20 protein-coding genes are annotated in these 21420 nt (G+C 68.1%); 16 read left to right on the top strand and 4 right to left on the bottom strand.

All coding sequences use genetic code 11. The annotated features are described in order from the left end of the window. The first annotated feature begins 18 nt into the window (after positions 1 to 18). Positions 19 to 843, top strand: coding sequence for a copper transporter (locus tag MX659_RS05980; RefSeq protein WP_267192573.1), 825 nt, complete (start codon positions 19 to 21; stop codon positions 841 to 843). Here the strand turns inward: MX659_RS05980 and MX659_RS05975 are convergent. Both MX659_RS05975 and murJ read right to left on the bottom strand, forming a co-directional pair. Continuing rightward, positions 840 to 1544 carry a glycosyltransferase family 2 protein gene (locus MX659_RS05975; RefSeq protein ID WP_267192572.1) on the bottom strand — a complete coding sequence of 235 codons (705 nt, stop codon included), beginning with the start codon at positions 1542 to 1544 and terminating at the stop codon, positions 840 to 842. The two genes, MX659_RS05980 and MX659_RS05975, sit on opposite strands and share 4 nt — an antisense overlap. Next, on the bottom strand, positions 1541 to 3244 hold the full coding sequence (murJ, locus tag MX659_RS05970; RefSeq protein WP_267192571.1) for a murein biosynthesis integral membrane protein MurJ: 1704 nt from the start codon (positions 3242 to 3244) through the stop codon (positions 1541 to 1543). The genes MX659_RS05975 and murJ overlap by 4 nt, the downstream gene beginning before the upstream one ends. 63 nt (positions 3245 to 3307) lie before the next feature. On the opposite strand from murJ, the gene MX659_RS05965 reads away from it, so the two are divergent. The 11 genes from MX659_RS05965 (at position 3308) to MX659_RS05915 (ending at position 16095) form a co-directional block, all read left to right on the top strand. Further along, positions 3308 to 5002 (top strand): hypothetical protein, encoded by a 1695-nt coding sequence (locus MX659_RS05965; protein ID WP_267192570.1) that lies wholly within the window; start codon positions 3308 to 3310, stop codon positions 5000 to 5002. A 1-nt stretch (position 5003) separates the two neighbouring features. Further along, complete coding sequence (locus MX659_RS05960; RefSeq protein ID WP_267192569.1) at positions 5004 to 5993, top strand: hypothetical protein; 990 nt, start codon at positions 5004 to 5006, stop codon at positions 5991 to 5993. An 8-nt stretch (positions 5994 to 6001) separates the two neighbouring features. After that, positions 6002 to 7615 (top strand): CTP synthase, encoded by a 1614-nt coding sequence (locus MX659_RS05955; protein WP_267192568.1) that lies wholly within the window; start codon positions 6002 to 6004, stop codon positions 7613 to 7615. A 19-nt stretch (positions 7616 to 7634) separates the two neighbouring features. Then, positions 7635 to 8714 (top strand): DUF3866 family protein, encoded by a 1080-nt coding sequence (locus MX659_RS05950; RefSeq protein ID WP_267192567.1) that lies wholly within the window; start codon positions 7635 to 7637, stop codon positions 8712 to 8714. Between the two features lie 90 nt (positions 8715 to 8804). After that, on the top strand, positions 8805 to 9917 hold the full coding sequence (gene ald / locus MX659_RS05945) for an alanine dehydrogenase (protein ID WP_267192566.1): 1113 nt from the start codon (positions 8805 to 8807) through the stop codon (positions 9915 to 9917). A gap of 69 nt (positions 9918 to 9986) precedes the next feature. Further along, entirely contained in the window at positions 9987 to 10892 is a 906-nt protein-coding gene (xerD, locus tag MX659_RS05940; RefSeq protein WP_267192565.1) for a site-specific tyrosine recombinase XerD, read from the top strand. A gap of 108 nt (positions 10893 to 11000) precedes the next feature. Then, complete coding sequence (locus MX659_RS05935) at positions 11001 to 12074, top strand: BMP family lipoprotein (RefSeq protein ID WP_267192564.1); 1074 nt, start codon at positions 11001 to 11003, stop codon at positions 12072 to 12074. Positions 12075 to 12191: 117 nt separating this feature from the next. After that, positions 12192 to 13748 carry an ABC transporter ATP-binding protein gene (locus MX659_RS05930; protein ID WP_323745491.1) on the top strand — a complete coding sequence of 519 codons (1557 nt, stop codon included), beginning with the start codon at positions 12192 to 12194 and terminating at the stop codon, positions 13746 to 13748. Further along, complete coding sequence (locus tag MX659_RS05925; protein ID WP_267192563.1) at positions 13745 to 14872, top strand: ABC transporter permease; 1128 nt, start codon at positions 13745 to 13747, stop codon at positions 14870 to 14872. The genes MX659_RS05930 and MX659_RS05925 overlap by 4 nt, the downstream gene beginning before the upstream one ends. Continuing rightward, complete coding sequence (locus MX659_RS05920; protein WP_267192562.1) at positions 14862 to 15815, top strand: ABC transporter permease; 954 nt, start codon at positions 14862 to 14864, stop codon at positions 15813 to 15815. Before MX659_RS05925 ends, MX659_RS05920 begins: the two co-directional genes overlap by 11 nt. A gap of 4 nt (positions 15816 to 15819) precedes the next feature. Next, positions 15820 to 16095 carry a hypothetical protein gene (locus tag MX659_RS05915; protein WP_267192561.1) on the top strand — a complete coding sequence of 92 codons (276 nt, stop codon included), beginning with the start codon at positions 15820 to 15822 and terminating at the stop codon, positions 16093 to 16095. On the opposite strand, the gene MX659_RS05910 is transcribed toward MX659_RS05915, so the two are convergent. Together MX659_RS05910 and MX659_RS05905 are read right to left on the bottom strand one after the other, a co-directional pair. Beyond that, complete coding sequence (locus MX659_RS05910) at positions 16088 to 17098, bottom strand: DUF4349 domain-containing protein (RefSeq protein ID WP_267192560.1); 1011 nt, start codon at positions 17096 to 17098, stop codon at positions 16088 to 16090. The two genes, MX659_RS05915 and MX659_RS05910, sit on opposite strands and share 8 nt — an antisense overlap. Positions 17099 to 17200: 102 nt before the next feature. Further along, entirely contained in the window at positions 17201 to 17350 is a 150-nt protein-coding gene (locus MX659_RS05905) for a hypothetical protein (RefSeq protein ID WP_267192559.1), read from the bottom strand. Positions 17351 to 17676: 326 nt separating this feature from the next. On the opposite strand from MX659_RS05905, the gene mraZ reads away from it, so the two are divergent. Genes mraZ through MX659_RS05885 form a run of 4 tightly spaced genes read left to right on the top strand, consistent with a single transcriptional unit; the run spans position 17677 to position 21404 of the window. Further along, on the top strand, positions 17677 to 18111 hold the full coding sequence (gene mraZ, locus MX659_RS05900) for a division/cell wall cluster transcriptional repressor MraZ (RefSeq protein WP_267192558.1): 435 nt from the start codon (positions 17677 to 17679) through the stop codon (positions 18109 to 18111). A 10-nt stretch (positions 18112 to 18121) separates the two neighbouring features. After that, positions 18122 to 19075 carry a 16S rRNA (cytosine(1402)-N(4))-methyltransferase RsmH gene (gene rsmH / locus MX659_RS05895; RefSeq protein ID WP_267192557.1) on the top strand — a complete coding sequence of 318 codons (954 nt, stop codon included), beginning with the start codon at positions 18122 to 18124 and terminating at the stop codon, positions 19073 to 19075. A gap of 11 nt (positions 19076 to 19086) precedes the next feature. Continuing rightward, positions 19087 to 19605: a hypothetical protein gene (locus tag MX659_RS05890; protein WP_267192556.1), complete on the top strand. Its 519-nt coding sequence runs from the start codon at positions 19087 to 19089 to the stop codon at positions 19603 to 19605. Positions 19606 to 19634: 29 nt separating this feature from the next. Beyond that, positions 19635 to 21404, top strand: coding sequence for a peptidoglycan D,D-transpeptidase FtsI family protein (locus MX659_RS05885; RefSeq protein ID WP_267192555.1), 1770 nt, complete (start codon positions 19635 to 19637; stop codon positions 21402 to 21404). The last annotated feature ends 16 nt before the right edge of the window (positions 21405 to 21420 follow it).

Below are 21420 nucleotides of genomic sequence, written 5' to 3'. Positions count from 1 at the left end.
ATTCGTGAGGAGCAGCCGATGTACAATCTTCGATACCACGTCGCCTCGCTCGTGGCGGTCTTCCTGGCGCTCACGGTCGGCCTCGTGCTGGGCGGTGTCGTCGCTGAGCGAAGCTCCGTCACGGGCCGCGTGGAGTCGCTCGTCGAGCAGCTCAAGACGCGGTTCGACGCGCTGCAGCAGGAGAACACGGACCTGAAGCGCTCGCTCGAGGCGGAGCAAGCGTTCGGACGCGCCGCGGCGCGTGCGCTCACGCGAGGCGCGCTGGACGGCCGACGCGTGCTCATCGTGACGAACGCCGGGCGAGCGGACGGTCTCGATGCTGCGCGCGCCGCAGTGGAACAATCAGGCGGCGAAGTCGCGGTCTTGATGTTCGAGAAGCCGCGCGCCGGTCTGGATGCAGCGGTGCCGCCGGACCTTGGAAGCGGGATCGCGCCGGGACCTGAGGCGTACCAGGCCATCGCGAGAGCGCTCGCTGCGGAGCTCACGACGACAGCTGCGCGCCCGACGCTCGACGCGCTCGACAAGTCTGGAGCGCTGTCTGCACGGCGGATGGAAGACCCCGTCGATGCGTGCGTGGTGCTCGCGTCGGCGGAGGAGGGCCCTGACGAGTTCGGCATCGCGCTCGGGGCGGCGCTGAAGGCGCTCGGGGTGCCGTGCGTCGGCGCGGAGTCTACGAGCAGGGACACCGGCGTGGCGGCCGCGGCGGCGCAAGCGGGGCTGTCCGCCGTCGACGACATCGACGAGCCGGCCGGCACCTGCTCGCTGGTGTGGTGCCTCTCAGGCCGTGCAGAGGGCTGGTTCGGCTCGAAGAAGGGCGCGAAGGAGCCGTTCCCGGAGTTCTAGCCGTGCTGTCTCGCCCGGCGCCGGGCCGCAGCTGAAAGCGCAAGCGCGAGCAGCGTCCGGGCGACGTGGAGGAGCTGTCGGCCTCGGTGCGCGAAACCGGCGAGGTCGCGACCGGTAGCGCGGTGAGCCATGTCCACGGGGACCTCTGCGATCCGCATGCCGGCCCACGCCGCGCGGACGGTCATCGCCACCTCCACGCCGAAGCCGGGCGCGAATGGCACCACGGCTTCGAGCGCCCGCCGCGTGAGCGCTCGCTGGCCCGACAGCGGCGCGCGCGGTTCGTAGCCGGAGAGGCGCCGGACGCCTCGGGCCGCCGTGCGCTTCACGAGCCCGAATCCGCCCGAGCGCGGCGGGGCCGGCAGCACTCCGATCGCGAGGTCGGCCTCCCCTCGGACGAGCGCGTCCAAAAGGTGTGCGCCTTCGGCTGCCGTTTCGCCGAGGTCGGCGTCGAGCAGCAGCACAGCGTCTGCGTCGGGGGGAAGGTGGCGGACGCCTTCGTTGAGCGCAGCGCCTTTGCCGCGGTTGCGGTTCAGCCGGACCACGGTCGCTCCGGCCTCGGCCGCACGCGCGGCGGTGTCATCATACGACCCGTCGTCCACGACGATGACCTGCGCCACCCCGTCGATCGCGGCCGCGCTTCGGACGGTCGCGCCGATGCTCGCCGCCGCGTTGTACGCGGGGATGACGACAGCGGCTCTCACTGGATCTTCCTGGCACGACGCGACGCCGCCATTCGCCGGACGCGCGCAACACCGGAGGCGATCTCGTTCACGCCGAGCGCTGCCGCGAGCGCGTAGGTGACACCGAGGCCGATGATGCCGGCGGCGACGAGCTGCAGGACGAAGACGCCGCCTCCCGAGAGCCCCGGGGTGGCGCGGACGAAGGCCGCAGCGGCGAGCGCGCCAGCGAGCGCGGCCAGGCCCGTCTTGAGCGTCGTGCTCACGACTCCGCTGAGCCCGTACGGCCCGACCTTGCGACGCAAGATGACGAGCAGCGCACTCAAGTGCAGCGTGAAGAAGACCCCGTCGGCGACGGGGATGCCCGCGAGCCCGATGCCGCCCCACGCGCCCAGCCCGCTCGTGAGCAGTGCGTAGAGCGACACTTGCAGGACGCTTCCGAAGAAGTTCGTGATCATGGGCGTCTTGGTGTCCTGCAGCGCGTAGAAGGTACGCAGCACGTACATGTTCGCTGCCATGAACAGAAGCCCCGCGGCCCACCACACGAGCACCTGGGCGACGACGGGCACGTCGGACGCGGTGAAGTTGCCAGCCCGGTAGAGGCGGATGACCGGGGTCGCGAGCGAGATGAGCATCGCTGCGAGCGGCAGCATGAGCACCGTGAGCGACTTCAGGCCACGCACGAACATGCGCTTGAAGCCCTCCCAGTCCTGCTTGTCGGCAAGCGATGCGATCTCGGGGAATATCGCGGTGGAGAGCGCGATGGCGAAGACACCGTAGGGCAGCTGGTAGAAGTTCCACGCGTACGCAAGCACCGCAGGGCCCGTCTCTGCCACCTGGAACGCGTAGGCGTTGCGGAACGAGATGCACACCAGGTTGATGATGGTGTAGACGACCATCGGCGCCATCTTGAGCAGGAGCTTCTTCAGCGCTGGGTGTTTGAAGTCGATCGAGAGGTGGAACTTCGCGCCGATGCGGACGAGCGCCGGCACCTGCACGAGCGCCATGACCGCGACGCCGAGGGTGGTCCCGATGGCAAGGCCGTTGATCGCTGCCTGCGGGTGGGTGTCTTTGAGCGGCAGGTACACGAACAGCATGGTCACGATGACCACGACGTTGTTGAAGATGGGAGCGATGGCGGGCGTGAGGAACTTCCGGTGCGAGTTCAGCACGCCCGTCCAGATGGCGAGCGCCCCGTAGAAGACGACCTGCACCGCGAAGAAGCGGAACAGGTGCACCGCAAGCGCGGCCTTCTCCGGCGAGATGCGGAACGTCTGCGTGCGGACGAACGGCTCCGGGAACAGCGTTCCGACGAGTGCGACCAGCCCCAGCGCGAGAACGGTGATGTTGAGCACGGTGCTCGCGAAGCGCCACGCCTCGTCCTTGCCGTCCCGCTGGATACGCTCGATGAACAGCGGGATGAAGACAGACGAGAGCGTGCCGCCTGCGACGAGCTCGTAGATCATGTTGGGGATGTTGTTGGCCACCTGGTAGGAGGCCGAAAGCACGGTGACGCCGAGAGCGTAGGCCATCGCCCAGGTGCGCGCGAAGCCGGTGATGCGCGAGAGGGTCGTGGCCACCGACATGGTGGCGGTCGAACGCGCTATGGACGGCTTCGTCTCGATCGGTCGCTCCTTGCTCGCGACGGCGTGCCTGCACGATTGTATCCGAGCCCGCAGCGCCGTGCGCGCGGCCGAGACGGAGCTGTTTCCTTCGGTATACACTGCATGGGTGCCGCGCCGCGTCCGGCGCTGCCAGGTGGGATACCCCGTCTTCTGGAGCCGCTGATGCGCGATCGTATCGTCCGGGTGCTGGCCGTCGTCTGGACAGCCGTGCTCGTCGCGTCTGCTGGAGGGTGCGCGGCCGCGCGAGAGCCCCTTGGCCCGGCTTCGGGTCCCGTGACGGTCGTCGTCTGCCGTTCCCTTTCTGCCCGCGACATCGCGGGTGCGGGCGGGGCCGCGGCGCTGAAGGCCGTGGCGGACCGCGGTGCCGCGGCGCTCGTTGCGCGCTCCCCGCACGGAGGCGCGACGCTGCGCGAGAGCCTTGCCGGTCTTCCCGTCGCCCTCGTCGATGCAGGTGATGCCGCCGCCGCTCCGAAGGCGGTCGTTGCGGCGGTACGCCGCGTGCTCGACGCGGATCCGGGCGCGACTGTCGTGGTGCTGAGCGATCCGGACGGTGCGGAAGGCGGGCTGGTCGTGGCGGCAGGGCCCGGCATAGGTCGTGGTCTCCTTGCGAGCAGGAGCACGCATCGGGCGGGGCTGCTGGCGCACGAGGATGTCGTCACGCTGGTGCGCTCGCTCGCGTCAAGCGAGACGACCCGTGCGCGCGCCGCTGTCTTCGTCGCTCCGGTGGACGACGCCATCGAGGCGCTCGCACAGCGCGAGGCGTACTTCGAAGCCGCGCGCACGGCTCAGCCGCCGCTTGTCATCGCGTTCGGTGTGATCGCATGTCTGGCCGTTCTCGCTCTGTGGGCGCTTGCGCTTCTGCCGCTGGCGAGCGCATCGCGGGGGTACTGGACGGTGGTGAGCCTCCGGGCCTTGCTGTTCGCGCTCAGCCTCCCGTCCGCGACGCTGCTCGCTCGCGTGCTCGACATGTACCCGCAAAGCCCGCCGCGTCTGCTCACGCTGGTCCTCGGCGTCGCAGGCGTCCTGTGGATCGCTGCGATGGCGCTCATGGAGCGGCGGGGCCCGTCTGCCGCTATCGCCGCGACCTGCGTCGCCACAGCAGCCGTCCTCGCGGCCGACCAGCTCCTCGGGGCGCCGCTCTCTCCAGGGACGGCGCTGGCGTACGCGCCTCTCGCGGGCTTCCGCTTCTACGGCATCGGGAACGAGGGGGCCGCCGTCTTCGTGGGCTCGTGGCTTGCCGCTTCTGCGCTCGCGCACGGCCTGCTGCCCGGTCGCTCCTGGAAGCGTGTGACGCTCGTTTCAGGAGCCGTCGTGGTGGCGGTAAGCAGCCTGCCGGTGCTCGGCGCGAACTCCGTCGTGGCGGCGTGGGGCACGGTGGTGGTAGGCGTCTTCGTGACGGAGGCGCTCCGGGGCCGCGTTCGCGGCCGCGACATCGCAGCCGTCGGCGTGGCCGCCGTTGCCGCGATGGCCTTCGTCGTCGCAGTGGAGCGCCTCACGGGTGCTGGGACGCACGTGGGCGCTGCCGCGGCGCAGGCAGAGGCTGGCGGCGGCCCGCTTCCCGTGGTGCTCGACCGCCTGAGCGCCGTGATCCGCTCGTACGCGGCCCATCCTGCATCGCTCGCAGGCTTCCTCGCGTGGGCGTTGCTCTTCGTGGCCAGATTCCAGGCGCCGAGGCCGTTCGCCGGGATCCTCGACGCACGCCGCGGCGTGCGGGCGGCCGCGACCGCTGCGCTCGTCGGCGGGGCGGTCGCGTCGCTTACCGAGGACTCGAGCGTCGTGGTGATGGTGCTGCTCGTCCTGTACGCTGCCGTCGCGCTCGCGGGCGTGAGCGCACAGGTCGTGCGGAAGGAGGCGTGAAGTGACGCTCACGACGTTCACGTTCGCTCTGGTCGCCGTCGGCGTGCTGTGCTTCGGGCTTCCCTGGGCGGTCGCGTGCCTGCTCGTGCCTGCTCTCCAGTCGTCGCCCGCCGCACGGACCAGGAACTGGCGCGGCGCAGATGTCGTGCTCGGGCTCGGCGCGGTGTGGACCGTGTGGGGCGGTTGCGCGCTCCTCGCGGGCTGGTTGCTTGGCGATCTCGGTGCCTCTGCGGCGAGCGAGGTTATCGTCGTCGCGGGCGTCTTGTCGATCATCACGAGCGCGTTCGGGCTGGTCGACGACGCCTACGGCAGCCGGGACGTCCGCGGATTCTCCGGGCACGTCCGTGCGCTGCTGGAAGGCAGTCTCACCACGGGCGGGCTCAAACTCGTCGGCATCGGCGTGGCAAGCCTCGCGGCAGCGCGCGCCGTGGCTGGCGTGGCGTCGTGGGGCGGTTCCCCGGCGGGGATCCTCGTCGCGGGCGTCACGGTCGCGCTCACGGCGAACTTCGTGAACCTGCTCGACCTGCGCCCCGGCCGGGCGCTCAAGGGATACGTGGCGCTGTCGTGCGCCGGAGCGCTGCTGTTGGCGTCTTTCGTCTACCGGCTTGCAGGCGCAGGCTTCGCGTCGAGCGCGTCGCTCCTCGCAGTGGCACTGCTCGGACCGGCTGCGGCGTGCTGGCGCTACGACCTCGGCGAGCGTGCCATGCTGGGCGATGCGGGCGCGAATGCGATGGGAGCGGTCGCAGGGCTCGTCATCGTCTCGGCGCTACCGCTGCCTGGCGTGGCGGCGTTCGGGGCCGCGGTGCTCGCGCTCAACCTGCTCTCGGAGCGGGTCTCGTTCAGCGCCGTGATCGAGCGTGTGGGTGTGCTTGCGTGGCTTGACGCGCTCGGGCGCGCATCGGCTGGGACCGACGACGCACAGGAGCCGCACGACGAGGGCGCTTCGCGTTATGATGGCAACGACAGCGCAGGCGGCTCTCGGGAGGTCTGAGGATCCGGATGGCGACGAAGCACATCTTCGTGACGGGCGGCGTGGTCTCATCGCTTGGCAAGGGCATCACGGCAGCGTCGCTCGGGCGGCTTCTCAAGGCCCGCGGGCTCAAAGTCACCATCCAGAAGCTCGATCCGTACCTCAACGTCGATCCCGGCACCATGAGCCCGTTCCAGCACGGAGAGGTGTTCGTCACCGACGACGGCGGCGAGACGGACCTGGACCTCGGCCACTACGAGCGCTTCATCGATGAGTCGCTCTCGCGGGAGTGCAACGTCACCGCAGGCTCCGTGTACCAATCGCTCATCGCCAAGGAGCGCCGCGGAGACTTCTTGGGCGGGACGGTGCAGGTGATCCCGCACGTCACGAACGAGATCAAGGACCGCATCGTCAGGCTCGCCGAGCAAACGCAGCCGGACGTCATCATCACCGAAGTCGGCGGGACGGTCGGTGACATCGAATCGCTGCCGTTCTTGGAAGCGATCCGCCAGATGCGCAAAGACCGCGGACGCGACAACGTCTGCTACATCCACGTGACGCTCGTCCCGTACATCGCCGCTTCCGGCGAGCTCAAGACGAAGCCGACGCAGCACTCCGTGCAGGAGCTCCGCAGCATCGGCATCCTGCCCGACTTCATCGTCTGCCGCTCCGACCGCCCGATCGACACCGGCATCCGCCGCAAGATCGCGCTGTTCTGCGACGTAGAGCCGCAGGCTGTCATCTCGGCGGTCGACGCGGAGAGCATCTATGAGGTCCCGCTGACGCTCAAAGAGCAGGGGCTGGACGCGATGGTGATCGAGCGGCTGGGCCTTGCGTGCGGCGAGGCCGACCTGACCGAATGGGAGGCCTTCGTCGCGCACCGCAAGGAGCTCTCGCGCGAGGTGGACATCGCGCTGGTGGGCAAGTACGTGCAGCTGCCCGACGCATACCTGTCGGTGACCGAGGCGCTCCAGCACGCGGGCATCTACCACGACCACAAGGTGAACGTCCACTGGGTCGACGCGGAGCGTCTGACACCGGACGAGGTGGAGGACGCGCTGAAGCCGTACGACGGCATCCTCGTGCCGGGCGGGTTCGGCATCCGCGGCATCGAAGGCAAGATCAGGGCGGCGCAGTACGCGCGCGAGCACAAGGTGCCGTACCTCGGCATCTGCCTCGGCATGCAGGTCGCGGTCTGCGAGTTCGCTCGCAACGTCGCCGGTCTGGAGGGCGCCAACTCGAGCGAATTCGACCCGGTCACGGAGCACCCGGTCATCGATCTCATGCGAGAGCAGGAGAACGTGCGCGACATGGGCGGGACGATGCGGCTTGGCGCGTACCCCTGCAAGGTGACGCCGGGGACGAAGGCGTGGGAAGCATACGGCGAGGAGGTCATCTACGAGCGTCATCGGCACCGCTACGAGGTGAACAACGCCTACCGGCAGACGCTCGTGGACGCGGGCCTCGTGATCAGCGGCGTGTCGCCTGACGGTCGCCTGGTGGAGATGGTCGAGCTTCCCGGTCACCCCTGGTTCGTCGGGAATCAGGGGCACCCGGAGTTCAAGAGCCGCCCGACGCGGCCCGCTCCGCTGTTCCGCGACTTCGTCGGCGCCGCGGTACGCCGGCGCGCCGAGCGCTCGTAGACGCGGCGGAAGGGGCGTCATGCGTCTCGCGTGGGGCGAGGTCGTCGAAGTCCTCGAGACACGGCTTGGGCTCCAGCGTCTGGCGGTGCGCGTCGACGGGAGGGACGCGGTCGCCGTCTGCCTGCCGTCGCTCACGGGCGCGTGCGCTGCTGGTGACCGCGTGCTGCTGAACACCACGGCGGTCGACTTGGATCTTGGCACTGGCGGTGCCCACTTCATCGTGGCACGCGATGACGAGCGCGGGTTCTCAGACGCATCCGGCGGCCATATCATGAAGCTGCGCTACACGCCGCTGCAGCGAGACGTCCTAGCGGTGGAGGAGCAGGCGAGCGAGCATGCGGAGGCACTGCGCGACGCCGACGATCTGGGCGGCGTTCCCGTCGTCTGCTGCCCACTGCACTCGCATGTGCTTCCGGTCGCCGCTGCCATCAAGGAAGGGGTGCCGGATGCGCGCGTCGTGTACGTCATGGCGGACGACGCAGCGCTGCCTTTGGCGATATCGGATGCAGTCGCGCAGATGCGTGCGGTCGGTCTTCTGGACGGCACCGTGACGACGGGGCACGCGTTCGGCGGCGACTTGGAGGCGGTAACGCTGCACTCCGGGCTCTTGGCGGCGGTGCGCGTGCTCTCTGCGGACGCGGTGGTAGCAGCGATCGGCCCCGGTGTCCCCGGCACGGGCAGCGTGTTCGGGCACGGGGGCGTCGCAGCAGGGGAGGCCATCAACGCGGTCGCGGCGCTTCGCGGTGCTCCTGTTGCGGCGCTGCGGATCTCGTTCGCGGACCCGCGCGAACGGCATCGAGGCGTGAGCCATCACTCGTTCGTTGCGCTCGGACGCGTCGCGCTCGCCCGCGCCCGGGTGGCGGTGCCGCGTCTCGAGCCGCCCGAGGCCGATGTCGTCGAGCGCGCCTTGGAGTCTGCGGGCATCTGGGAGCGGCACGAGCGGGTGATCGTCGACGCGCGCATGCCGGACACGAGGGGCGTTCCGATGCGCTCCATGGGGCGGAGCCCTCACGACGATCCCGTGTTCTTCCTGGCTGCGGCGGCGGCCGGCTCGGTGGCTGCCTCGCTCATACGGCGTCCGCGAAGAAGTCGTGCTTAGGTGATACACTGTTAGCGCGTTGCGCACGCGTGCTGTTTGCGGCATGGGCCGACGCCTCGATAAGCCGTGGAATGCGGGAAAGGAACAGCGATGATCGTCGGTGTCCCCAAGGAGATCAAGAACAACGAGTATCGCGTCGGCATGACGCCGGGCGGCGTGCGGGAGTTCGTTCACCACGGCCATGCGGTCTTGGTCGAGCGCTCGGCGGGCGAAGGGTCGTCTTTCACGGATGAGGCGTACGCGGCCGCAGGCGCGGAGCTCGTCGACACCGCTCAGGAGGTCTTCGCCCGCGCTGATATGATCGTGAAGGTCAAAGAGCCGCAGCCCGTCGAGATCGAGATGCTGCGGCCTGGCCAGATCCTGTTCACCTACCTGCACCTCGCGCCGGACCTGCCGCAGACGCAGGGTCTGATCAAGTCGGGCGCGGTGTGCATCGCGTACGAGACCGTCGAGCTGCCGAACGGCACGCTGCCGCTCCTCGCACCCATGTCGGAGGTGGCTGGCCGCATGGCCGCGCAGGTCGGCGCCACCTATCTCCAGAAGCCGTTCGGCGGCAGGGGCGTGCTCATGGGCGGGGTGCCGGGCGTCTTGCCGGCGAAGGTCGTTGTTCTGGGCGCTGGGGTCGTCGGGACGAACGCAGCGTACGTCGCGATGGGTATGGGAGCAGATGTGACGGTCATGGACATCAACATCGACCGGCTCCGCTACCTCGACGAGATCTGGGGCAACCGCGTCCGGACCCTGTACTCGAGCAAGCACAACATCGAGGAGGCCGTGTACCAGGCGGACCTCGTCATCGGCGCGGTGCTCCTCCCGGGAGCCAAGACGCCGTGGCTCGTGACGCGCGAGATGCTGCCGCACATGAAGCGCGGGGCAGTGGTCGTGGATGTCTCGGTCGACCAGGGTGGCTGCATCGAGACCACGCATCCGACGACGCATGCCGATCCGACCTTCGTGGTGGACGGCGTGCTGCACTACGGCGTGGCGAACATGCCGGGCGCCGTGCCGAACACCTCGACGCTCGCGCTCACGAACGCCACTCTGCGATACGGGCTCGCCATCGCAGACAAGGGGTGGAAGCAGGCGGTGCTCGATGATCCTGCCCTCGCCAAGGGCGTGAACGTGCTCGACGGCAACATCACCTACAAGCCCGTGGCCGACGCCCACGGCATGAACTACACGCCGCTCGAGAAGCTTCTGTAGCGGTCGTCTCTCGGTGGATGCGTCTGCGAGCCCCGGCAGCATCTGCCGGGGCTCGCGTACAATGCAGCCATGGACGCGAGCATTCGGGACTTCCTGGACCACCTCACCGTGGAGCGAGGCGCATCCGCGCACACGCTCGACGCGTATCGCCGGGACCTTGCACGGTACGAAGAGACGCTGCGGGACAGAGGCGTGCCCTCGCCGCCACGCGCGACGCGCGAAGACGTGGTCGAGCACCAGCGTCGGCTGTTCGCACGCGGATACGCTCCCAGCACCGTCGAGCGCAACATGGCGGCGGTGCGTTCGTTCCATCGCTTCTGCGTGCGGGAGGGCCTCGCTGAGATCGACCCGACCACAGGGCTCCCGCTCCCGAAGATCCCATCACGGCTGCCGGACGCGATCACGGTCGAAGAGGCCGAACGGCTGCTGTCGCAGCCGTTTCCGGAGGGCCCCGCAGGCCTCCGTGACCGTGCCATCCTCGAGGTCTTGTACGGGTGCGGCCTGCGGGTGAGCGAGCTCGTCGGTCTGGATGTGGGCCATGTCGACCTCGACGAGGGCTTCCTTCGGGTGTTCGGCAAAGGATCGAAGGAACGCGTCGTGCCGATCGGCGGGTACGCGGCGCAGGCAGTGTCGGCCTACCTTATGCATGGGAGGCCGTTCCTCCGATCCAGACGCAGCGCCGTGCAGAAGGACCGATCGGCGCTGTTCGTCAATCAGCGTGGCGGCCGGCTCACGCGGCAGGCCGTCTTCGGCATCGTGAAGCGCTACGGACAGCGCGCCGGCGTGGACATCCACCCGCACACGCTCAGGCACTCGTTCGCCACACACATGCTCCAGGGAGGAGCGGATCTGCGCTCGTTGCAAGAGATGCTCGGGCACGCGGACATCAGCACGACGCAGATCTACACGCACGTGGATCGCAGCCACCTGATCGAGGAGTACCTCAGCACGCATCCGCGCGCGAGGATGCGGTAAGGCGGGCGCTTGAAAAATCCCTGCTCAGGCCATCTGGTAGAGGTTGCAAGGCGAGGGGTATGATGAATAAGGTTTGCCGGTTCCAGTATAGAAGGAGGCGGTTGTAGCGTGAACACGAAGTGGAGCAGGATCCTCGCCCTGGCTCTGGCTCTGACGCTGCTCGTGGCGTTCGTGCCCGGGTGCGCCAAGAAGACCACGGACGAGGGAACGACCGGTGGCACGGAAGAGCCGAAGACGACGGTCAAGGCTGCGATGGTCACCGATGTCGGCGGGCTCGGCGACAAGTCGTTCAACGACCTGTCCTACGAGGGGCTCAAGCGTGCTCAAAGTGAGCTCGGCGTCGAGGTCAAGGTGCTCGAGTCCAAGGAGATCACGGACTACGAGTCCAACATCGATCAGCTCGCGACTGCTGGCTACAGCCCCATCTTCGCAGTCGGCTTCCTGATGACAGACACCGTCTCCAAGCTGGCCCCCCAGTATCCGGACACGCAGTTCGGCGGCGTTGACGAGTTCTTCGATCCGGTTCCGCCGAACGTCGTCGGTCTCACCTTCAAGGAGCACGAGGGCAGCTACCTCGCCGGGGTTGTCGCGGGTCTGGCGACCAAGGAGAAGTCCCTGTCTGACAAGATCAACGACAAGAACGTCATTGGCTTTGTCGGCGGCATGGACGTGCCGTTGATCAAAAAGTTCGAGGCGGGCTTCATCGCTGGCGCGAAGTCAGTGAACCCGGACGTGAAGGTCATCTCGCTGTACGCAGGCAACTTCACCGACCAGGCCAAGGGCAAGGAGCTCGGCTACTCGCTGATCGAGCAGGGCGCTGACGTCATCTACGCTGCGGCTGGTGCTGTCGGCCTGGGCACGATCGAGGCGTGCAAGGAGAAAGGCGCGCTGTTCATCGGCGTCGACGCGGACCAGTACCTCACTGTGCCGAACAGCGGCGATGTCATGCTCACCTCGATGATGAAGCGCGTGGACGTCGCGGTGTTCGAGACCATCAAGGCCGCCGTCGACGGAAACTTCCCGGGTGGCACGATCAAGGAGTTTGGCCTGAAGGAGGGCGGCGTGGACCTCGCGCCGTTCCACGACTTCGAGAGCAAGGTGCCGCAGTCGATCAAGGACGCTGTCGCCAAGGCTCGCCAGGGCATCATCGATGGCACCATCCAGGTCCCTGACACGCTGTAGCGGGGCCGCATCGAGCGCTTCTTCGCATGCGCTCGTGATGTAGACTGGAAGGGCGGCCGGGTCATCCCCCGACCGCCCTTCTCCTGTGAGAGAACCAGAGCACGGACGGAGGCGCTGATGCCTGTCCTCGAGCTTCGCGGCATCACGAAGATCTTCCCAGGCGTCGTCGCGAACGACGACGTGTCGCTCGCGCTCGAGCCCGGCGAGATCGTCGCTCTGCTCGGCGAGAACGGCGCTGGCAAGACCACGCTGATGAACGTCGTGTACGGGCTCCTTTCTGCTGATGGCGGCGAGGTGTACGTCGACGGCAAGCCGGCCAAGATCAAGTCTCCCCGCGACGCGATCGACCTGGGAATCGGTATGGTGCACCAGCACTTCATGCTGGTGGAGCCCCTCACGGTGACGGAGAACATCGTCTTGGGGCGTGAACCGGGCCGGTTCGGCGTCATCGACTTTCCGACGGCGCGTGAACGCGTGCGCGCTCTTTCTGAGCAGTACGGGCTGAAGGTCGACCCTGATGCGAAGATCCAAGACCTCTCGGTCGGGATGCAGCAGCGCGTCGAGATCCTCAAGGCGTTGTACCAGGGCGCGCGCGTGCTGATTCTGGACGAGCCGACCGCGGTGCTCACGCCGCAGGAGGTCCACGAACTGTTCTCCGTGGTGCGCTCGCTCGTCGACGAGGGCCTCTCGGTGGTGTTCATCACTCACAAGCTCGAAGAGGTCATGGCGGTGGCAGACCGCATCGTCGTGATGCGGGACGGCCGGGTGGTGGGGGAGACGAAGCCTGCCGAGACGGACATGGTGGGGCTGGCTCGCATGATGGTCGGCCGTGACGTGGTGCTGCGCATCGAGAAGGGCACGGCGCGGTGCGGCGAGCCGGTGCTCCAGGTCGAAGACCTGCGTGTGCGTGACGACCGGCGCCTGGAGGCCGTGCGCGGGGTGACCTTCGAGATCTGCGGCGGCGAAGTCGTGGCGCTCGCCGGCGTCGACGGCAACGGCCAGCGCGAGCTCGTCGAAGCCATCGTCGGGCTGCGGCGTCCTGAGAGCGGGTCGATCCGGCTGAAGGGGCGCGACGTGACGCACGCGTCTGCGCGCGATGCGATCGAGGCGAAGATCTCCCACATCCCCGAGGACCGCCATCGCCGCGGCCTGGTCCTGGACTTCACTATCGCGGAGAACCTCGTGCTCGGCGATCATCGCGAGGAGCCGTACGCTACGCGAGGGATCATGCGGCCGGCCGTCATCGCGCAGATGGCGCGCGAACGCATCGAGGCTTACGATGTCAGGACGCCGAGCGAGCGGGTGCTTGCATCCGCGCTGTCGGGAGGCAACCAGCAGAAGGTCGTCGTCGCGCGCGAGATCGGGCGGGATCCCGAGCTTCTGGTGGCGGCGCAGCCGACGCGCGGCCTGGACGTCGGAGCCATCGAGTTCGTGCACCGGCAGATCATCGCCCAGCGCGACGCCGGCAAGGGCGTGCTGCTCGTGAGCTTCGAGCTCGAGGAAGTGATGGCGCTTGCGGATCGCATCCTCGTCATCTACGAGGGCAGGATCGTGAAGGAGTTCGCCGCCGGAGAGGCCGATGATGAGACGCTCGGCTACTACATGACTGGCGGCGGCGGCTCGAAGCTCGAGCCGGCCGCAGCGCAGGGCCGTGATGCGGGAGGAGAGCGATGAGCGAGACCCACGAAGCGCTGCCTGAGCAGAAGCCGTGGATGACCTTCGTCCAGAAGGCCGGAGCGCCGGTCGTCTCCGTCATCATCGCTATCGGCATCGGCTCGATCATCATGTGGATCTCCGGGTATGACGCCGGGGCCGCGTTCGCAGCGCTGTTCAAAGGCGCGCTCGGGAGCCCGAAGGCGGTGGGGGACACGCTCTTGCGTGCGACCCCGCTCATGTTCACGGGCCTGGCCGTGGCGTACGGCTTCCGCGCTGGGCTGTTCAACATCGGCGCCGAAGGGCAGCTGTTCATCGGCGGGCTCGCGGCCGCGTACCTGGGCGTGCGCCTGGGCGGCATGTCGCCTGTGATCGCGTTGCCTGTGGTGCTGCTTGCTGCCATGGCTGCTGGCGCCGCATGGGCGTTCGTGCCGGCCGTCCTCAAGGCCCGCATCGGCGCTCACGAGGTCATCACCACGATGATGTTCACCTACATCGGCAAGTACATCGTGTCGTGGCTTGTCGTCGGGCCGCTGAAGGCGCCGGGCCAGATCCCGCAGACCGAGATGATCGGGACGTCGGCCCAGCTCCCGAGGATCCAGTCCCTCTTCTCCGATGCGACGCTTACGGCCATGCCGTTGCTGAAGCTCGGCCGAGCGCACATGGGCATCTTCGTCGCGGTCTTCTTCGCTGTGATCGTGTGGCTCATCTTGAAGTACACCACGCTGGGGTACGAGAACCGGGCCGTCGGCTACAACCCGTGGGCCTCAGAGAACGCAGGCATCTCCGTGCCTGCGACGATCGTCAAGTCCTTGTGCATCTCCGGCGCGCTCGCCGGACTCGCGGGAGCGGTCGAGGTGATGGGCGTGCATCACCGCATCTTCGACCAGTTCTCCTCCGGGTTCGGCTTCACCGGGATCGCCGTCGCGCTCGTGGCGAAGAACCATCCGCTCGGCGTGATTCCCGCGGCGCTGCTGTTCGGTGCGATGTCGGCAGGCTCCGGCACGATGCAGCTCGAGGCGGACGTGCCGCAGAAGATCGTGCTCATCATCCAGGCGCTCGTGATCTTCCTCATCGCGTCCGAGTCTGTGGTGCAGTGGTTCATCCAGAAGCGGCAGAAGGAGGCGCTCGCTCGTGCTCGGTGACATCATCACCCCGGACCTGTTCGCCTCGGCGCTGCGGATGGCGACCCCGCTTGCGCTCGCAGCCATCGGCGGGACGATCTGCGAGCGCTCAGGCGTCGTGAACATCGCGCTCGAGGGCATCATGCTCACGGGCGCGTTCGCCGGCGCTGCTGTCACGCTGGCGACCGGCAATCCCTGGGTGGGCGTCCTCGCAGCGATCCTTGCAGGCGTTGCGATCGCCGCGATCCACGCGTTCGCGTCGATCAACCTGAGGGCCGACCAGGTGGTGTCCGGCACGGGTCTCAACATCCTCGCCCTTGGGCTCACCGGCTTTCTGATGGAGCGGCTGTACGGGCATCCCGGGACGACCGACCCCGTGACGATGATCCGGCCGCTCTTCTCGTTCCCCAAGCCGTTGGCGGGCTTCGGGGGAGAGGTGCTGCGGTGGATCGAGGGGGTCTTCTTGTCGCACACGCCCATCGTGTACGCGGCCGTCATCATCGCCATCGTCGCGCAGTGGGCGCTCTACAAGACCCGCTGGGGGCTGCGGTTGCGGGCTCTGGGCGAGCATCCGAAGGCCGCCGACACCGTCGGCATCAGCGTGTACCGGGGCAGGTGGGTCGCGGTCTTGATGAGCGGCGCTCTGGCCGGCCTCGCGGGTGCGAACCTGGTCATCGAGCAGGTGGGCAGCTTCACGGAGAACATGACGAACGGCCGAGGCTTCATCGCGCTTGCCGCCAACATCTTCGGCCGCTGGACGCCGGTGGGCTCGTACCTCGCATCGCTGCTGTTCGGTTTCGCTGACGCCTTGCAGATCAAGCTGCAGATGTTCCGCGGCCAGATCGACATCCCGCCGCAGTTCTTCCTCATGCTGCCGTACGTCCTCACGGTCATCGTGCTCGCAGGCGTGATCGGCCGGGCCGTCGGGCCCGCAGCGGTGGGGCAGCCGTACGAGAAGGGCTAGGCGCATGCGGCTCGTCGCAGGCGATGGGGCCCCGTGGAGCGCTGGCCGCGAACTCGTGCACGCGCTCTCGTGGGGTCTCGGCGTGGCCGTCGGCGTGCTCGCAGGGGCCCTCCTCACCTACGCAGGCTCGCAGGGAGCGCCCGGTCCTTCGTCGCTGGGCCCGCGCGATCTTGTCGTCGTGCCGCTTGCGGCGGGAGGCATCGTGACGGCCGCGCACGTGCTCCTGTCGATCGTCGCAGGGCTCGTGCGCGGCCGCACAGCGCAGACCGGCGTCAGCTGAGACCGCTCTCGGCCAGGTCGTTCTCGGAGGCAGCGGCCGCCTTGTGGGCCCGTCTCCGCCGGACGATGGCCCTCACCGCGTAGAAGAGCGCGGCTGCCAGGACGACGAGAGGCAGCAGCGTGAGCGCCACGACGATCAGGATCTTTATCGTCGCAGCCGCGCCACGGAATCCCGTGGTGATCGCGTCGAGGAAGCCCCAGCTCTCGCCCTGAGGACGGATGATCGGCTGCGGTTCCGTGAGCTCGATCGTCACCGTGGCCATCGCGGCCTGCCGTTCGAGGTACTGCACCTGCGCATCGAGGCTCTCGATCTCGCCTCGGACGCGTGAGAGCTCCCGCTCGACAGCGAGCATCTCGTCGACGTTCTTGGCCGCCGCGAAGAACTCGCGAAGGCGCTTCTCCTCGGCGCGAAGGTTGTCGAGCCGTGCCTTGAGGTCCACGTGCTGCTGCGTGACGTCTTCTGCAGACTCTGACTGGCTCTTCACGGTGCCGATGGCCGAGACGTCGGTGACGAATGCCTCGTACGCGCCCACGGGAACGCGGACGGTCACCCAGCCGCGAAGCGCCTGGGAGCCGGTTCCGTAGTCGACCGCCTCGGGGCGGTAGATGGGCGGCTCGTCGTCAGTGGCGACGTTGAGGCCGGTGATCGAGCCGCCGTGCTTCGAGGCGAGCGAGCGGATCTCGTCCACTGCGGCCTTCACGGCCTTCACCTCGATGCGCATCGTCTTGTTCTTGATTATGAGCGGCCCTGCGAGCGTGGGCCCGGCTGTCGCCTGGTCTGGCGCGCCTTCCGCAGTCCCTGCAGCGCCTGCGTACTTGGAGGGCGCTTGTTCGGGAGCGGTCTGCTCGACGACTCCCCGAGAGGCCGCCGTGCCAGACGACGTTGCGGTGCCGAGCACGTCGGAGAGCTCCTTCACCCCGGAGCACCCTGCCGAGGAGAGCACCGCGAGCAGGAGCGCGATGGCAAGGGCGCTTGCAGCGAGCCGGTGTCCGTTCCGCTTCATCTGTCCGTCCTCCATCCTTGTGGCCGAAGACGACGACGCCCTGCCGCCGTCACGATCGAGCGGAACAGGGCGTCGAGCCAGCGGATGTCGTTCGGTCGAGCGCTACGAGACCTGGTCTTCGCGCGCCTTCAGCTGCTTGGCAGCATAGGCAAGGAAGCCGATCCCGATCGCCACCACGGCGAAGAACGCGACCACGAGCATGTTGAACACGATGCTCGCGACGTTGAAGCCCAGTGGTGCGAAATCTCCCATAGGGGTGTTCACCTCCATCGCGCCCGCGGGTACGCGCTGATTCTATCCCTCAGTGCCGACCGCCGGCAACCACGTCGCGCCGTCGCTTCCTTCATTCCGCTGTCAAGGCCCGATTCCTGCCCGTCTGACCGTTTGACGCGCGGCGAGAGCGACGGGTTCGCGGACGGCGCGCTGGATGCCATGCGTGGGACAAGGGTGCGCGTGTGGGCGATTGTGTGGGAAATTGGGTGAAAAAGTGTTGCAAAGTGGGACGCGGTGGAATATCGTAGTGGCAGCGAGGCGCGGTGTGCCTCGGAAGGTGTCCCGGAGGAGCCAGGAGGGACGGGATGTTTCTCGGCGAGTACCAGCACGTGCTGGACGCCAAGGGGCGCCTGTCTTTGCCTGTGAAGTACCGGGCGGAGATGACGGGCAAGCTCGTGGTCGCGAAGGGCCTCGGTGAGTGCCTCTACGTGTACTCCGCCGAGGAGTACCGCGCATTCATCCGCCGGCTGATGGAGCAGGACGACTTCGACCCGCGCTTCCGCCAGGTACGGCGCTTCTTCACCTCGGGCGCCATCGAGACCGAGCTCGACTCTGCGGGCCGGATCTCGCTGCCTGCGAACCTGCGGGAGCACGCGCGCCTCGAGAAGGAGGTCGCGGTGATCGGCAACGGCAACCGCATCGAGCTGTGGGACGCGGCCCGCTGGGCCGCCTACAACGGCGAGACTGCCGAGCGTATCGAGGACGTTGCACGGGAACTCGCTGAGCTCGGCATCTTGTAGGGCCTTGAGAATGGAATACCGGCACACCCCAGTTTTGCTGGCCGAGGTGACGCAGCACCTGACGTTGCACGACGGTTCGATCGTTGTCGACTGTACCTTGGGCGGGGCAGGACACGCGAAACGGGCTGCACAGCTTATCGCGCCCACGGGGATCCTCGTGGGAATCGACAAAGACGACGCCGCACTCACCGCAGCACGAGACGTACTACCCCTCGGCCAGCAGACGATCATCCTGCTCAAGGGTGACTACGGGGATCTCGACGACCTGCTCGTGGAGGCGAGGATCCCGTACGTCGACGCCTTCATCTTCGACCTCGGAGTCTCCTCCTTCCAGCTTGACGAGGCCGGCCGCGGTTTCTCGTACCACCGCGACGCGCCGCTGGACATGCGGATGGACGCCGCATCATCGCAGCCGACCGCGGCCGACATCGTCAACACCTACAGCGAAGAGGAGCTCGCCCGGGTCATCCGCGAGTACGGGGAGGAGCGGTGGGCCTCGCGCATCGCAGCTTTCATCGTCGCCGCGCGGGCCCGCCATCCGATCGCGACCACCGGGGACCTCGTCGACGTCGTCAAGGCTGCGATCCCCGCGGCAGCGCGGCGTGAAGGCGGTCACCCGGCGAAGCGCACGTTCCAGGCGCTGCGCATCGAGGTCAACCAGGAGCTGCGCTCAGTGGAGCGAGGCATCGAGTCGGCGATCGGGTGGCTCGTACCTGGCGGGAGGATCGCGGTGATCTCGTACCACTCGCTCGAAGACCGCATCGTGAAGCGGATCTTCGCGGATGCGATGCAGGGATGCGTCTGTCCGCCCGGTCTCCCGGAGTGCGCGTGCGGCAGAGTGCCGGTTATCCGAGTCGTGACAAGACGGCCGATCGTTCCGTCGGCCGAGGAGATCGCGGCCAATCCGCGGGCTCGCAGCGCGAAGCTCAGGGTGGCCGAGAAGGTTTCAGAGGCGATGGCGTGATGAGGTGAGCGATGGGCCTTCCTGCGCGGAAGATGGAGGTGTACGAGCGCCCGGTCAGGCGATCCGGCGCTTCTGTGCGCACCTCCGCTGGCCCCCGGCGGCGGCAGCGCCGCACCTCCGCGCTGGTCACGCAGGTCTCGATCGCCGCGATCGCGCTCCTCGCATTCGCCGGGGTGGCCCGCGTCGCGGTCGCCGTCCGGGCCCAGGAGGCGGCTATCGACGCGCACAGGCTCGAGCGCTCCATCCGCACCGAGCTGCTCGAGACGCGGGAGCTCGAGGCGGACTGCAGCGCCCTCGAGGCGCCCTCTCGTATCGGAGCGCTCGCGTCGAGCGCGCTCAACATGAGCACCACGGCTCCCCCGAAGTACATCTGCGTTCCGTCCGCTCGCACGGGCGCTGAGGCGCCCAACACGCACGCTTCGGAAGGCGCGAGCGGCAAAGGCCGGCTCGCTGGGCTCGTCGAGGAGATCGTCGCGAGCGAGGCGCAGGCGCTGCTCGTCGGTGACGTCGGGCTCGCGTCGCGCAGATGAGCGGGCGCGCTCGGCGGAAAGGGACGGCGATGAGGGCGGATCGAGGCCGGGGACGGCGGCTCGGACGCTACCTGTTCGTGCTCGTATCGCTGCTGGCGGGGCTCGTCCTTGTCAGCGCGCGCCTCGTCTACATCCAACTCGTGGAAGGTCCGGCGTACGCTGCCATGGCCAAAGAGCAGCGCAGCCGCGAGCTCGAGCTGCCGGCCCAGCGGGGCTCGATCTATGACCGCGAAGGCAAGCCGCTGGCGGTGACGACTGCCGCGAAGACGGTGTATGCGGTGCCGCGCGAAGTGGCCGACGCGCAGGCCGCGGCGCGCGCCCTCGCGTCCACGCTCGGGGGGAGCGAGGAGACGTACCGGGCGAAGCTCGAGAAGAAGTCCAACTTCGTGTACCTCGCGCGCAGGGTGCCGCTCGAGCGAGCGCAAGCGCTGGAGCAGCTCAAGCTAGCGGGCATCTACTTCCAGGACGACACGAGACGCGTGTATCCCGGAAGCAGCCTGGCCTGCCAGGTTCTCGGGTTCATCGGCGTGGACGGCAACGGCCTGTCAGGCGTCGAGAAGCAGTACGACGAGCTCCTCGCCGGCAAGCCAGGCGTTCTCATCTGCGAGAAAGGCATCGGCGGCGTGCCTATCCCGGGTGGCGTGAGCCTGAGAGAAGAGCCGATCGACGGCCAGAACATCGTGCTCACGCTCGACGCGGACATCCAGTACCAGGCCCAGACAGTGCTCGCCGAGACCGTGAAGCGATGGAAGGCCAAGAGCGGGTCTGTGGTGGTGATGGACGCGAAGACGGGCGCGATCCTGGCGCTCGCGTCGGTGCCGGACTTCGACCCCAACCGGTACTCGGAAGCCGACCCGCAGGCCTTCCGGTGCCGCCCTGTCACGGACCGGTACGAGCCTGGCTCCACCGTCAAGGCGGTGACGGCCGCGGCCGCCATCGAGGAGCGCTTGGCGCAGCCGCACACGAAGTTCCGCCTGCCGCCGACGCTCAAGATCGGCACGCGCACGATCCACGAGGCGCATCCGCGAGGCACGGTCGACTGGACGCTCACGCAGATCGTCACGAATTCGTCGAACGTCGGAGCGGTCAAGCTCGGGCTGCTGCTCGGGCCCGAGAAGATGTACGAGTACCTCGAACGGTTCGGTCTCACGGAGCGCTCCGGCGTGGACTACCCCGGAGAGGCCGCGCCGAGCGTGCCGAAGCCGAAGGACTGGTCGTCCACCAGCATCGGCAACATCCCGTTCGGGCAGGGGCTTGCCGTGACGCCGCTCCAGCTGGCGCGGGCGATCGCAGCGATCGGCAATGGCGGTTACCTCGTGACGCCGCACGTGCTGCAGCAGCTGCCCGATGCTCCGACGACGAAGCTCGAGTGGCCGACGCGCCGGGCCATCTCGGAGCAGACCGCTGCGACGATGCGCGAGGTGCTCAAAGACGTCGTCACGGAGGGAACCGGCAAGGGAGCGGCCGTTCCTGGATACACCGTGGCCGGCAAGACAGGCACGGCGCAGAAAGCGCGCACCGACGGCGTGCGCGGGTACGCGAAAGGCAAGTACGTCGCGTCGTTCTCGGGCTTCCTACCGGCGGACGATCCGGCTGTTGTCATTGTCGTGACGGTCGACGAGCCGTCCGGCGCGATCTACGGCGGGACGGTCGCGGCGCCCGCGTTCTCGAAAATCGGCGCGTTCTGCATGGCGCACCTGGGGATACCGCCGCGCGTCGAGACGACGGGCGAGGCCACGCGTTCGACGGAGAGCTCGAGCACGACATCAACGGCTCCGTCACAGGGCGCGGGCAGGTGAACACGGCTGTGGTACG

Source organism: Parvivirga hydrogeniphila, assembly GCF_023371205.1.
Lineage (GTDB): Bacteria > Actinomycetota > Coriobacteriia > Anaerosomatales > Anaerosomataceae > Parvivirga > Parvivirga hydrogeniphila.
This window is presented reverse-complemented; position numbering and strand designations above follow the sequence as displayed.